This window comes from Serratia sp. Je.1.23.a (assembly GCF_051129805.1).
GTDB classification, from domain to species: domain Bacteria; phylum Pseudomonadota; class Gammaproteobacteria; order Enterobacterales; family Enterobacteriaceae; genus Serratia; species Serratia liquefaciens.
Genome location: NZ_JBCPSR010000002.1, coordinates 178789 through 192106, shown reverse-complemented (window position 1 = coordinate 192106; position 13318 = coordinate 178789). Strand labels below are relative to the sequence as shown.

Below are 13318 nucleotides of genomic sequence, written 5' to 3'. Positions count from 1 at the left end.
TGCGCCAACGGGGCTCTCTGTGACTATTCAATGCTGCCTTATGTTGCGAAGGATATATTACTCAATTTCTGATGCATGAAATCAATGAGCGCTCTTGTTTTAGCGGGTAAGTAACGCCGATCTGAATAAAGTGCGAACAATTGCAATGGGGCTGCCGATTGTTCAAAATCAATCTCGATTAACCGTCCATCGTTGATGTAGGGTTGGCAGGCTTGTTTCGATAGAATGGCAAAGCCGACACCTGATATCGCCGCTCGTCCTGCCATCTCTCCGCTGTTTACCCGATAATGGCTTTTGACCTTAATAGTCTCGAATCCCCCCTTGTTATTAACAAACTGCCAGGGAGCACCTTTCAGTGCACTTACCGTTGTAATACAGGGTAATTCTTTAAATTGCTGTATACGCGAAGGGGTGCCATAACGCTCAATGACGGAGGGGGCTGCAACGATGCTGCAAGGGATAGTCACCAGATGACGGGCTATATAGTCACTGTCGTCCATCTGACCACGGCTGACAATGATAGCTAAATCCAGATCATCTCGCAGGGATTCAAAACCGGACAAATTTGTGACGCAGCTGATCTCCAGATCCGGGTACAGGCAGGCAAAATCGGCAACAACAGAACCCAGCAATGCAGGACCTATTTCATTGGGAATACAGATGCGTAATGGACCCTTGAGTTGCATTTGCCGCAAGGTTAATTCTGTCTCAGTTTGCTCAAGCGCCTCCAGTAATGGCTTCGCTCGGGTATAGAGCAAGTGCCCCGCCTGGGTGAGTTTCATATGTCGGGTGCTGCGCTCAATGAGCTGAAGATTCAGTTTTTCTTCTAACTGAGAAATACAACGACTCACATTGGATGTCGGCATTTCGAGGACTTTCGCTGCCCCAACAAAACTTTCTCTTTCAACCACAGCAATGAACACTTTGAGGGTATTAAAATCAAGAGCCGACCGCATTAATTATCCCATATATGATAATAATAAATGCCATTTTTACCATCTAATGAGCACTATTGATAGCAGTTAAACTCGGATATCTTTCATCTATAGGTCGCTTGCTATGCTACTGCTCTCAAAGCCATTTAATCATAAAACCCTCATACGGATAGCTATTGTTATGGCTTTTATCCAGTTCACTAATGCACTGGAATATATGATGTTCAACCCTGTTTTTGCTTTTATGGCAGCAGATTTCTCAGTTCCTGTATCATTCTCAGGCTATGTATCTGGTATGTACACGTCTGGGGCAGTCCTGTCGGGAATTATCGCCTTTTACTGGATTGGTGGTTTCAATAAGAAACTTTTTTTAATCGCCAATATGGCACTACTCGGCCTGCTGACACTTTTGACTACATTCATCTCCAATTTTAGTCTTCTGCTTACATTACGATTCTGTGCAGGGTTGGTTGGAGGTACGACTATGGGTGTGGGTATCAGTATATTGATAAATCACGCACCGACTAACTTGCGCGGAAAAATGTTGGCAACGGTGATTGCGTCATTTTCGATGGTAAGCATTGTAGGAATGCCCACTATATTATTTTTGTGCACTCATTATGGTTGGCATGTCGCTTTGTGGTTAATCAGCACACTGTGTTTTTTGGCATTACCACTGATTGTCTCCATCATCCCTAAAGACCCAGTCTCTTTCGACACACACCACGCGCTGCCTCTCGATGCGGATACTTTACTGTTTGCTTCCAGTAATGCGCTGGTACAGTTTAGTCCAATGCTGGTCATTCCCATTCTGGTACCACTAATGACACAGCAATTGGGCACTTCTCAAGACCTGTTGCCTTGGCTGTTCTTCGGCGGAGGTGTTACAGGGTACCTGTCTACAAAAATGACAGGCGCGTTAACCTCCCGTGTTTCTACTTTGATTCTGGCTACAGGGTCAACCATCGTCTTTATACTGAGCTTGCTAATACCCATCCTTGGCTATCCGCATGCGGCGCTATTTATCACTTTGTTTCTCGGCGCATCTTACAGTCGCCTGGTTTCATCTTCGGCGGTTACGATTCAGTTTCCTGATGACAGGCATCGAGCGGGATTCTCTTCATTACAGACATCAATAATGTATCTGATTACAACTGTCGCATTTTTCCTGTCCGCTTTTCTATTACCTGATCAAGGCATGACGCCACAAAATATAAACACGTTGCTGGCGATATGTGCAATTTCCGCATCAGGGTTCCCAATTATCGTTATCATTCTGCAAAAGAAACTGGCTAAACGCACGCTCCAACCTGATCATTGATTAGCATAATGCCCGCTGTTGGCACGCGGCAGACAAACACGTGACGCTGAAGGTCTGGTGAGAGCGAGGAGCGGACATTTAGATGATCATTATGTGGTTAACCACGCATATCGAAGCCGGATTTTTGAAAATCTCGATATAGCTCCGGGTTGGTGAAGACTGGGAATTTTGCATTTTGGGCCGCTGATTTTACCGCCTCGCAATATGCTTTATCGCCGTTACTAGTTGATATGTTTGAAGCCGAGCCATCCTGTTCAAATTCTATATGCAACCGGCATTTCCTTCCCTTCCACTTTTCTGGCTCAACAAGTTTGGCATTAACTGCAGCCCTGATGGCACGCGCTTGCGCGCCCCATTCATCCTGATCATCCCAGCGGCCAGAACTGCAACTTCCCGTCGCCGTAGTCTTATGGCAGCCGGAAGGATGTAACGGCACGCACCCCGTAGCAAGGCTGCCCACAACTACCAGCATAACGATTTTATTTACTGTTTCAGACGCTCCCACTTATTGCTCAAAATTCACCTAAATATCAATAGAACAGGAATATTATTCAGACATTCCTGGCACCTTTTCAACCAGTATTTATCTATATCAACTGGATGTTTCAAATGCGTCTTCTGAGCATGTAGAGGGGGCTAATAAGCTGTGATTGTTCCCTAATGATTAGTACAACCGGTTTTTACCTCCGCCCAGGTACCAAACGGTCTGGCCCGAGGGACATGGCGTCTGCTATGAGCGAGAGCAGACATTCGGCTCTCTGCCATATCCCATGACAAAGAGCACGCCAGAAATAAATGGATTATGCTAGTACGCTTTACTGCTTTGACGGGATGTGACAAATGTCATCGCGACCGCCCCCAGAAGTAAAAAACCACTCAAACCAAAAGTACTTCGCCATCCCAGACTGTCGAATATCAGACCTCCAGCCGTTGAACCAAGCGCAATCGAGAACTGGATCACCGCAACCATGAGACCACCACCCGCCTCTGCATCTTCGGGCAACGCCCGTGCAATCCACGTCCACCATCCCGTTGGCGCAGCCGTCGCCAGCAGCCCCCACAGGCTTAGCAAAATGGCAACAGCCCAGATGCTGTGTCCAACCAACAGTAACGTGCCGGCAGTCGCTGCCATAAGCAGGGGGATCATGATTAAGGTCTGATAAAACCTGGCGTTCAGGAACGTCGATACAAACATTGTACCGACAAAACCTGCTACGCCTATTGCGAGCAAAATCAGAGAGAGCCCGGAAGGACCTACGCGGGCTACGGTCTCAAGAAAGGGACGCACGTAGGTAAATAAGGCAAATTGTCCCATGAAAAACAGTCCGCAGGCCATCAGTCCCGTTGGTACGATAGAAACTCTGAACAGACGAAGCACAGATCTCTGTGGCTTTTGTTTTTTATCGATATCCATCATAGGTAGGCTGACCCATAGCCATATGAACGCGGCCATCGCAAGGGGGACGAGGCACAAAAAGGCCCCACGCCAACCGACGGTCGTCCCCAGGTAGCTACCAAGTGGGGCAGCCACAACGGTAGCCAGCGCGTTGCCGCCGTTAAAAATCGCCAGCGCGCGGGTAACCTGGTGCTGCGGCACGAGCCGAATGGCAGTTGCAGCCGACATTGACCAGAATCCACCGATGACGACGCCAATCAGAGCCCTCCCCAGCATATAAACCGGATAGTTAGGCGCCATGGCGATTACTATTCCCGATATGGCCATTAAGACCGTCAGCCCCAGCAGAAGATATTTTCGATTCAGATCTCCGGCAACATGGGAGATAGTCAGGCTGGTCAGTACCGCCAGCGCGCCAGATATGGCAATTCCTTGCCCTGCCAGCCCTTCAGTAATGTGTAAATCACTGGCAATGAGCGTAAGCAGACTGACCGGCATAAACTCGGAAGCGATCAGCACAAACACGCAAAGCGTCATGGCAAATACGCCTCCCCAGTATGCATCTGTTTTATTGGGTGATTTTTTCAGACTTACTATGGACATTATCAGCATCTCTTTATATCGCCCCGGCGAGATACAGCCGCAGCCGGGACAGACGTTATTCAGAGAATAACGACAAAAACGTGGTTGAGAATGAAGTGCGGGCGATGAACAGTCGCCTGCAAATATCAGACGGCTTCAGGCCATTATCTTAAGTTTGTTTTGAAAAAGTGCTCAAATTTAGCAAACGGGATCTTACCCGCAACGTTGTCGTACAGATCGACGTGGTTTGCCCCAGGGACAATCACTAACTCTTTCTCTTTGCTGCCGATCGCCTTAAAGGCATCTTCAGCAAAATAGCGTGAATGGGCTTTTTCGCCGGTCACGATGAGTGTAGGGATAGTGACTTCATTCGCATAACTCAGCAGCGGCATACTCATAAATGACAGCGGCATGGTTGCATTCCAGGCACCGGTCGAGTTGACCGAACGCGGATGAAAACCGCGAGGCATGCGATAATAATCGAAGAACTCTTTCAGAACAGGATTGGGATTGGCGGGTAACGTTTCCGGCAAAATACGATCCGACGCACTGGCGTTGCCCTTCTCATCCACATAGATATCATGCCCGCCGGGCGCGAAAGCACCATTTTCCGCATCCTTCCAGCGCTGGGCGTTCAGGTATTGCAGAACGGCACGGCGATCGGCGGTGGTATAACGGTCTTTGCCATCGCCCACGCCATGCCCCATCGCGCGGCTCATGTCATACATCACGCTGGTCGCCACCGCTTTGACGCGGGTATCCATCACGGCGTCGTTTAAGGCCATGCCGCCCCAGCCGCAAATACCTAGCAGCCCAATACGATGGCGATCCACCTCATTTTGCAGGCCTAAGAAATCAACCGCCGCGCTGAAATCCTCGGTGTTGATATCGGGAGACGCGACATTGCGCGGGTAGCCACCGCTCTCGCCCGTATAAGAAGGGTCGAACGCCAGGGTAACAAACCCCTGTTCCGCCAGCGTCTGCGCATACAGGCCGCTGGACTGCTCTTTCACCGCACCGAAGGGGCCGCTGACGGCAATAGCCGACAGCTTACGTTCGCCACGATCCTTCGGAATGTAGAGATCTCCGACCAAGGTGATCCCGTAGCGGTTCTGAAAGGTCACTTTACGGTGATCAACTTTCGTGCTTTCAGCAAAGGTTTTATCCCATTTAACGATCAGCGAAACAGGCGCGTTAGGATTAGTTGTATCGGCATAACTCATATTTGTGACTCCACTTAATGATGCGCATAGCAGCATGGCGGGTATCGCGGCTGTCAGTTTTTTGGTGAAAGCAGTCATCAAAATCCCCTCATAAAACGTAATAGATACAGGTGTCATACGGACAGCGCTGCTGTGCTTTGCTGCTAATGCGCACATTATAGTTAGCAGTAATAGTGCTGATTAGGGGGTGAAAAATGCTAAGATTAATACCATTTTGTTCTAAATATTAACGCCGGTAGCGAGGGAGGGATGATGGCTAAACGGGGAAACTATAACGATTTATACCTGTTCATGCAGGTGGTGCGGGAAGGGAGTTTTACCGCCGCGGCACAACGCCTTGGCCTGGCACAATCAGGAATCAGCCGCTCTGTACGCGAACTTGAAGAACGCCTGGGCGTTCAACTTCTGGTGCGCACCACGCGCAGATTATCGCTTACCCATGCCGGTGAACAACTCTACCGGACCCTTGAGTCAGGATTCGATGCTTTAGATGTGGGACTCGCCACGCTGGCCAATTATCGCCAGTCCCTATCAGGTACGGTACGCATCAATGCCAGTCAGCACGCGATTGATAAGGTGCTCCTGCCGAAGCTTGCGATATTTAAGCAGCACTACCCCGACATCCGACTGGAACTCATTAGTGAAAGCCGGTTTGTCGATATTATCGCTGAGCGATTCGATGCCGGTGTACGTCTGGGGCCAGAAGTTGGGAGTGGCATGATTGCTGTTCGTATTTCCCCTGACATGGAGATGACCATTGTCGGTACGCCAGATCACTTTCGTCGCTATGGCTTTCCGCAAGTCCCCGCAGATTTAGTTGTTCATCCCTGTATAGCTTATCAGTTCGGCGACGGCAGCCTGTACGCATGGGAACTTAATCAGGGCGGCAAAAAAATCACGCATCGGCCGCAGGGTCAATGGGCGTTTTCTGACAGCTATATGGAAGCCAAAGCCGCCAGGCTGAGCTTGGGGCTGGCTTATGTCCCGGAAGAGTTAGTGTCAGACGATTTAGAACAGGGTTCACTCATCAGAGTTTTACAACGCTACAGTCAGCGACTGGAGGGCTCATTTCTCTATTATCCGCACCGCAATGTGTCGCCCGCTCTGCGAGCAGTTATCGATACATTGAGAATTTAGGGGATGAAGATAAGGTTACACGCAGGCTGGGGTAAGAGTTGGAAAACAGCACCCGCTCTTGGCACCGAGCAGACTGTCAGAGCCCTTTGAATACGATCCCACTTCGCGCAAACTTTTTGAGGCTCGTTCTAGCTACCCTTCGCATGCAGAGAACATTGTAGAACGATCGGCAGATGACAAGCCCGAATGGGTAACGGGTTTGTGTCAGGCACCGCGAATGGTGCCGCGCCAGACGAAATCGGCATGATACAGCCGGGTTTCACCCGGTATCTCCTGGCCCAGCGTCGGCATCGTATTCTCTTCCTTCTGCTCTTCCGCCATCAGCCAGGAAACCGCATCCTGAGCAAATAACGCCACCGGCTGGGTAAAGGTGGTGAGGTTATAAGAGGACCACGCCGCCTGCGGAATATCGTCGTAGCCCGCGACGCATAGATCTTGCGGAATGCGTAGCCCAAAACGATGGCGCGCCTCGTCCATAAAACCGCAGGCCAGCAAATCGGTGACGCAGAATACCGCATCAGGGCGTTCACGCCGGGTCAGCAAGCGGTGCGCCAGGATCTGGCCGCTCTCATAAGAGGTGGTGCCAAAACGCTCGACGCTCACCTCCAGCCCCGCAGCTTCCGCCGCCTGCAGAAAACCGCGCTCACGTGCCATCAGGCTTGGCGTACCGGCCAATGAGTTGGCGAAGGCAATGCGTCGGCAGCCCGCACGGGCAAACGCCATCACCACCCTGCCAGCCGCCTCTTCGTTATCCAGCCGGATGCTGAGCGAGCCGGGCAAGGTATCGTTACGGTTGATCAGCACCAGCCGCTGTCCGTGTTTGTGGCACAGGCGGGCGATGCCGCTGTCCGGCATGCCGGAGAGCACAAAAGAAGCATCTGCGCGGAAGTTAATCGCCTGCTGCAATGCCTGGGACACGCTGTCATCGGAGCGATCGGTGTTAATCAACATGGCGATTTTTCCCGCATCCTGCAGATGCTGGGTCAGCAATCGCACCAGGCTGGCCCGATAAGGCGTCGCCAGCTCCGAAACGATCAGGCAGACAATGCCGCTGCGGTTGCGCACCAGTCCCCGCGCCAAATGATTAACGTGATAACCCAGCTCTTCGGCCGCTCGCATTACCCTTTCGCGGGTTGTCGCCGACACGCTAGCGCCGGGCGTATAAGTCCGCGAGACCGCCGAACGGGAGACCCCGGCCAGTTCCGCTACGTCTTTCGCACTGATCATCGCCTTGTCCATCGCCATCTTCACTTCCATCCGTTACGCGCTCTGAGAAAAGTTTGCCGCATTTTGCAAAGCTGTGCAAATTTTTAGCGGTCAATTTGTTTCATTTTTGTGACGAGTAGGTTGAATTGTTTCATCACGCGATTGACAGCACAATTTTTATCCTCTAGTTATTTGCACACACGTGCAAAAAGAACAGGCGACAACGTATCGCCACCCTACACAACCAAGGAGAACACCATGCAACGCGTTACTCTGATGGCGGTCCTCGCCGCCGGCACAGCACTCTCTGCCCTGCCAGCTCAGGCTGCCGGGAAACTGAATATGATCTGCTCCGCCGACGTGGTGGTCTGTGAGCAAATGACCAATCTGTTTGAGAAACAGCACCCGGATATCAAAGTCAGTATGGTGCGCCTCTCCGCCGGGGAAGCCTATGCACGTATTCGTACCGAAGCCCGCAACCCGCGCACCGATATTTGGTGGGCAGGCACCGGCGATCCGCATATGCAGGCCGCCGACGAGGGGTTAACCCAGCCTTACCAGTCACCGCTGCTGGATCAGCAGCACGACTGGGCGCGTAAACAGGCCGAAAGTGCCGGCTACCATACCGTTGGCGTTTACGCCGGGGCACTGGGCTGGGGCTACAACACCAAACTGCTGGCAGAGAAAAAACTCAAGGTGCCCGCCTGCTGGAGCGATCTGCTGGATCCGGCTTACAAAGGCGAAATCCAAATGGCCAACCCGAACTCTTCCGGCACCGCGTACAACACCCTCGCCACGCTGGTGCAAATCATGGGGGAAGAGCCGGCCTTCGACTACCTGAAAAAGCTTAACGCCAACATTTCGCAGTACACCAAATCCGGCTCGGCACCGGTAAAAGCAGCGGCACGCGGCGAAACCACCGTCGGCATCGTCTTTATGCACGATGCCGTCGCGATGCAGGTCGATGGCTTCCCGATCAAGGCGGTTGCACCTTGCGAAGGGACCGGGTTTGAAATTGGCTCCATGTCGATCGTGAAAGGCGCGCGCAATCTCAAGGAAGCCAAGGTGTGGTACGACTGGGCGCTCAGCGCTGACGCCCAATCGCACATGAAAGACGCTAAATCCTTCCAGTTGCCGTCAAATCGCAACGCGGCAATTTCCGAATATGCACCGCGCTTCGAAAACATCAAGCTGATCGACTACGACTTTAAAACCTACGGTGCGACAGAAAAACGCAAGGCCCTGCTCAGCCGTTGGGATAAAGAGATCGGCGCCAGCGCCCAGTAATTCAAGCCCTTCCCTCCCGCATGCGATGCGCTCTGCAATAAACCGGGCGAGGTCACGCTCGCCCATGCAGGGCGCGGTGAAGGACATATGAACTCTCGAGGTTAAGATGAATGCTCAAAACCGCCGCCTTGACGGGGCCCTCGTGCTGGGCGCACTGGCACTGTTGTTGCTGCCCTGGTACAGCCAGGAAGCCGGGGTCTTCGACTTTGGCTGGCTAACTACGCTGTGGCAGGATCAGGCGAGTGCACCCGCTCTGTGGCAAATACTGACGTTTCAACGCCCGTGGCTGGCGATTGCCCTGCTGATGCTGCTGGTTTGCGCACTGGCTCGCCTGCTGAAAATTGGCCGTTTTCGCTCGCAGTTGCTGATCGCTGCCAGCCTGGTCGGCGTGGTGTTTCTGCTGTTTGAAGGCCATGCCATTGGTTACAGCGGCTGGAACTGGCAGTGGAGCGAACACCTGTTCGGCGCACTCAGCGACGGCCAGCCCGCTTTTGGCGCCGGCGCTATTTTACTGATCACCACATTTTTGCTGCTGTTCTCTTTCGCGCTGGCCGAACGCGGCGTGCTGAAGGGCGATGCCTTTGTGGTCGCCGCCATTGTGCTGCTGGTCGCGCTGGTCACCACTTTCGTGCTTTACCCGGTGCTGAGCATGTTTGTCGCCTCGGTGCAGGACGTGGACGGATCGTTCAAGCCCGACGGCCTGATCGCCAATATGCAGGATCCGGCCATTTGGAGCCTGAGCTGCCTGAAGGGCGGCAGCTGCGGTACCGCCTGGCGCACCCTGACGCTGGCGCTGATGACCGCCAGCGGATCCACGCTGCTCGGCCTGGCTTTTGCCCTGGCCGCCACTCGTACGCCGCTGCCGTTCAAAAAAGGGCTGCGCATGTTGACGGTGCTGCCGATCATTACGCCGCCGTTCGTGATCGGTCTGGCGCTAATGCTGCTGTTTGGCCGTGCCGGGGTGGTGACCGAGCTGCTCGCCGGGGTGTTCGGCATTGAACCCGGCCGCTGGCTTTATGGCCTGACCGGTATCTGGATTGCTCAGGTGCTCTCCTTTACCCCGATTGCCTTTCTGGTGTTGATTGGCGTGGTGGAAGGCGTCAGCCCCTCGCTGGAAGAAGCTTCGCAAACGCTGCGCGCCAACCGCTGGCGCACTTTCCGCTACGTTTCCCTGCCGCTGATGGCGCCCGGATTGGCCAATGCCTTCCTGATCAGCTTTATCGAAAGCATGGCGGACTTCGGTAACCCGATGGTGCTGGGCGGCAGCCACGGCGTGCTGTCGACCGAAATCTTCTTCTCAGTGGTCGGCGCGCAAAACGATCCGAGCCGCGCCGCCGTGCTGGCGATTATCCTGCTGTGCTTTACCCTCAGCGCCTTTATTTTGCAGCGCCTGTGGTTGGCAGGGAAAAGCTTCGCCACCGTTACCGGCAAAGGGGATTCCGGCACCCACTGTGGATTGCCGCGGGGCTTGCGCTACGGCGTATACGCGTTGGTGATCCCCTGGGGCCTGTTCACGCTGGTCATCTACGGCATGATCCTGATCGGCGGCTTCGTGCAGTCATGGGGACTCGACAGCAGCCTGACGCTGGGCCATTACGCTCGCGCCTTCGGTTTCCACTGGAACAGCGGCCAGATCGTCTGGACCGGCGTCGCCTGGAACTCGTTCTGGACCACGCTGGAAATCGCGCTGATCGCCGCCCCGCTCACGGCCATCGTCGGCTTGCTCACCGCCTGGCTGATCGTGCGGCAGAAGTTTGCCGGCCGCCAGACCTTCGAGTTTATGTTGATGCTCAGCTTTGCCATCCCCGGCACGGTGATTGGCGTCAGTTACATCATGGCCTACAACCTGCCGCCGCTGGAAATCACCGGCACCGCCCTGATCCTGGTCGCCTGCTTTGTGTTCCGCAATATGCCGGTCGGCGTTCGGGGTGGGATCGCCGCCATGAGTCAGTTGGATCGCAGCCTGGATGAAGCCTCGCTGACCCTGCGCGCCAGCAGTTTCCGCACCCTGCGCAAAGTGATCCTGCCGCTGTTGAAACCGGCCATCAGCGCGGCACTGGTTTACGCCTTTGTGCGCGCGATCACCTCCATCAGCGCGGTGATTTTCCTGGTCAGCGCCCAGTACAACATGGCCACCTCCTACATCGTCGGGCTGGTCGAAAACGGGGAATACGGCGTGGCCATCGCCTACTCCTCCGTGCTTATCGTGGTGATGCTGGCGGTGATCCTCACTTTCCAGCTGCTGGTGGGCGAACGTCGCCTGCGCCGTGCCATCCGTATTACCACACCGCCGGTGACGCCACCACCGGCCTTACATCAGGAGAATGCCGTATGACTGCCATTCGTTCCGGCTCGGTGGTGTTTGAGAACGTCACCAAACAGTTTGCCGATTTCACCGCCTTGCCCGGGCTTTCACTCACCGTCGAGCCCGGCACGCTGGTGACGCTGCTTGGCCCTTCCGGCTGCGGCAAGACCACCACCCTGCGCCTGCTGGCCGGTCTGGAACACCCGACCTCAGGCCGTATTCTGATTGGCGGCAAGGAGGTCACGCATCTGCCCGCCAACGAGCGCGACGTCGCGATGGTGTTTCAATCCTACGCGCTGTTCCCGCACATGAACTCTTTGGATAACGTGATGTACGGCCTGCTCGCCAGCGGCCTGTCGCGCAAAGAGGCACAGGATCGGGCACGTGAAGGGCTGAAATTGGTCGGTCTGGAAAGCATGGGCCAACGCCTGCCCTCTGAGCTCTCGGGCGGCCAGCAACAGCGCATCGCCGTGGCGCGTGCTCTGGTGTTGGAACCGCAGGTGCTGCTGCTCGACGAACCCTTATCCAACCTCGACGAGCGGCTGCGTCGCCGCGTCCGCACCGAGATCCGCGATTTGCAGCAGCGCCTCGGCTTCACGGCGGTCTATGTGACCCACGATCAGGAAGAAGCCCTGGCGGTCTCCGATAAGATTATCGTCATGAAAGAAGGGCATATTGCCCAACAGGGCGCGCCGCAGGAGCTTTACCATTCGCCGGCGTCGGTGTTTATCGCCGACTTTATGGGCGAGGCCAATATCCTGCCCTGTGACATAGAACAAGTGGTCGGCGGCGAAGCGCTGATCACCCTCGGCAGCCGCCAGTACCGGGTACCGGGTGGCAAGGCGCGTCCCGGCGCAGCGCAACTGTCGGTACGCCCGCAGTTTATCACCCTACTGCCGGAGCAAAGCGGCGCCTTGAACGGCGAAGTCACCCATAGCACCTGGCTTGGGGACCATATCGAATATGAAGTAAAAACCGATCTCGGCGCGCTGTTTATTGTCGATGTGCAGATGGAACGCCAATTGGCACCGACCACCCGCGTGGCCATTGACTTCAAAACTCAGGGTCTGGCACTGATTGCCCAGTGATCCTAACAACGTTAAGGAATGAAGATGAACGAACAGATTACTCAGCGCCTGACGCTGGCAGAACAGGCGGCCCGCGAAGCCGGAGCCAAGGCGCTGGATTATTTTAACCGCCGCGAGAGCCTGGTGATTGAAACCAAACGCGATGCGCAAGACGTGGTTTCGATTGCCGATCGCGAGGTTGAACTGCTGATCCGTGAACACATCGCCCGCCAATTCCCGCAAGACGGTTTCCTGGGCGAAGAGTTTGGCCTGCAACCCGGCGCTTCCGGTTACACCTGGGTGGTGGATCCGATCGACGGTACCAGCCCATTCGTTAACGGCATGCCGAACTGGTGCGTGTCCGTGGCGGTGATCCATCAGGGCGAGCCGGTGATCGGCGTAATTGTTGCCCCCTGCCAGCAGGAGTGTTTTAAGGCCGCGCGCGGCGCGGGAGCTACCCTCAACGGCAAACCACTACGGGTGGATCCCAAGCGCACCATGCAAAACCACGTCACCGGTTTTGGCGCCAACAGCTATGTTAAACCGGAACGCGTCGGCGAAATTGCCGCCGCAATCACCGCCGTGGGCGGCAGTTTCTTCCGCAACGGTTCCGGCGCCATGATGTTGGCCTGGGTAGCGGCAGGACGGCTGGTGGGCTATTACGAACCCTACATGCACGCCTGGGACTGTCTGGCAGGTTACTGTCTGGTGAACGAAGCCGGTGGCTGGACCCACCCGTTCAATACCGAAGGGGAACGTTTACTGCGCGGCGGGCCGGTGCTGGCGGTGGCCCCTGGGGCGAAAGAAGAGTTAATGCGTATTGCACAGCTCTGAATTGACGTTGAATAGCCCCCTGGAG

The 13318-nt window shown here is 54.7% G+C and carries 11 protein-coding genes; 6 read left to right on the top strand and 5 right to left on the bottom strand.

Going from position 1 to position 13318, the window contains the following annotated elements; all coding sequences use genetic code 11:
- Positions 1-38: 38 nt before the first annotated feature.
- Complete coding sequence (locus tag AAZT04_RS08635; protein ID WP_129940831.1) at positions 39-956, bottom strand: LysR family transcriptional regulator; 918 nt, start codon at positions 954-956, stop codon at positions 39-41.
- Between the two features lie 103 nt (positions 957-1059).
- Between AAZT04_RS08635 and AAZT04_RS08630 the strand changes: the two genes are divergently transcribed.
- Positions 1060-2256, top strand: coding sequence for an MFS transporter (locus AAZT04_RS08630; RefSeq protein ID WP_420283246.1), 1197 nt, complete (start codon positions 1060-1062; stop codon positions 2254-2256).
- A 97-nt stretch (positions 2257-2353) separates the two neighbouring features.
- Here AAZT04_RS08630 and AAZT04_RS08625 read toward each other — a convergent pair whose 3' ends face one another.
- The 3 genes from AAZT04_RS08625 to AAZT04_RS08615 form a co-directional block, all read right to left on the bottom strand.
- The gene (locus AAZT04_RS08625; RefSeq protein WP_071888909.1) at positions 2354-2728 is read right to left on the bottom strand and encodes a cell envelope integrity TolA C-terminal domain-containing protein; all 375 of its coding nucleotides are present in this window, start codon (positions 2726-2728) and stop codon (positions 2354-2356) included.
- Positions 2729-3061: 333 nt separating this feature from the next.
- A complete protein-coding gene (locus AAZT04_RS08620; protein WP_041415494.1) occupies positions 3062-4255 on the bottom strand; it encodes an MFS transporter in 1194 nt (397 codons plus the stop codon).
- A gap of 143 nt (positions 4256-4398) precedes the next feature.
- On the bottom strand, positions 4399-5535 hold the full coding sequence (locus tag AAZT04_RS08615) for an alpha/beta hydrolase (RefSeq protein WP_371078118.1): 1137 nt from the start codon (positions 5533-5535) through the stop codon (positions 4399-4401).
- Between the two features lie 174 nt (positions 5536-5709).
- On the opposite strand from AAZT04_RS08615, the gene AAZT04_RS08610 reads away from it, so the two are divergent.
- Positions 5710-6594 (top strand): LysR family transcriptional regulator, encoded by an 885-nt coding sequence (locus tag AAZT04_RS08610; protein ID WP_371078259.1) that lies wholly within the window; start codon positions 5710-5712, stop codon positions 6592-6594.
- Between the two features lie 204 nt (positions 6595-6798).
- Here the strand turns inward: AAZT04_RS08610 and AAZT04_RS08605 are convergent, their stop codons facing one another.
- Positions 6799-7839 carry a LacI family DNA-binding transcriptional regulator gene (locus AAZT04_RS08605; RefSeq protein ID WP_020827656.1) on the bottom strand — a complete coding sequence of 347 codons (1041 nt, stop codon included), beginning with the start codon at positions 7837-7839 and terminating at the stop codon, positions 6799-6801.
- A gap of 219 nt (positions 7840-8058) precedes the next feature.
- Here AAZT04_RS08605 and AAZT04_RS08600 point away from each other — a divergent pair, with 219 nt between their 5' ends.
- From AAZT04_RS08600 to AAZT04_RS08585, 4 genes are all read left to right on the top strand, one after another.
- On the top strand, positions 8059-9087 hold the full coding sequence (locus AAZT04_RS08600) for an ABC transporter substrate-binding protein (RefSeq protein WP_371078119.1): 1029 nt from the start codon (positions 8059-8061) through the stop codon (positions 9085-9087).
- A 106-nt stretch (positions 9088-9193) separates the two neighbouring features.
- Positions 9194-11422: an ABC transporter permease gene (locus AAZT04_RS08595; protein WP_371078120.1), complete on the top strand. Its 2229-nt coding sequence runs from the start codon at positions 9194-9196 to the stop codon at positions 11420-11422.
- On the top strand, positions 11419-12480 hold the full coding sequence (locus AAZT04_RS08590) for an ABC transporter ATP-binding protein (protein ID WP_048762334.1): 1062 nt from the start codon (positions 11419-11421) through the stop codon (positions 12478-12480). The genes AAZT04_RS08595 and AAZT04_RS08590 overlap by 4 nt, the downstream gene beginning before the upstream one ends.
- Positions 12481-12504: 24 nt before the next feature.
- Positions 12505-13293 carry an inositol monophosphatase family protein gene (locus tag AAZT04_RS08585; protein ID WP_434679698.1) on the top strand — a complete coding sequence of 263 codons (789 nt, stop codon included), beginning with the start codon at positions 12505-12507 and terminating at the stop codon, positions 13291-13293.
- Positions 13294-13318: the final 25 nt, after the last annotated feature.

Bases quoted from the DNA above. Each gene is read 5' to 3' on its own strand.
- AAZT04_RS08635 (WP_129940831.1), bottom strand. From the start codon at position 956: ATGCGGTCGGCTCTTGATTTTAATACCCTCAAAGTGTTCATTGCTGTG.
- AAZT04_RS08630 (WP_420283246.1), top strand. From the start codon at position 1,060: ATGCTACTGCTCTCAAAGCCATTTAATCATAAAACCCTCATACGGATA.
- AAZT04_RS08625 (WP_071888909.1), bottom strand. From the start codon at position 2,728: ATGCTGGTAGTTGTGGGCAGCCTTGCTACGGGGTGCGTGCCGTTACAT.
- AAZT04_RS08620 (WP_041415494.1), bottom strand. From the start codon at position 4,255: ATGTCCATAGTAAGTCTGAAAAAATCACCCAATAAAACAGATGCATAC.
- AAZT04_RS08615 (WP_371078118.1), bottom strand. From the start codon at position 5,535: ATGACTGCTTTCACCAAAAAACTGACAGCCGCGATACCCGCCATGCTG.
- AAZT04_RS08610 (WP_371078259.1), top strand. From the start codon at position 5,710: ATGGCTAAACGGGGAAACTATAACGATTTATACCTGTTCATGCAGGTG.
- AAZT04_RS08605 (WP_020827656.1), bottom strand. From the start codon at position 7,839: ATGGCGATGGACAAGGCGATGATCAGTGCGAAAGACGTAGCGGAACTG.
- AAZT04_RS08600 (WP_371078119.1), top strand. From the start codon at position 8,059: ATGCAACGCGTTACTCTGATGGCGGTCCTCGCCGCCGGCACAGCACTC.
- AAZT04_RS08595 (WP_371078120.1), top strand. From the start codon at position 9,194: ATGAATGCTCAAAACCGCCGCCTTGACGGGGCCCTCGTGCTGGGCGCA.
- AAZT04_RS08590 (WP_048762334.1), top strand. From the start codon at position 11,419: ATGACTGCCATTCGTTCCGGCTCGGTGGTGTTTGAGAACGTCACCAAA.
- AAZT04_RS08585 (WP_434679698.1), top strand. From the start codon at position 12,505: ATGAACGAACAGATTACTCAGCGCCTGACGCTGGCAGAACAGGCGGCC.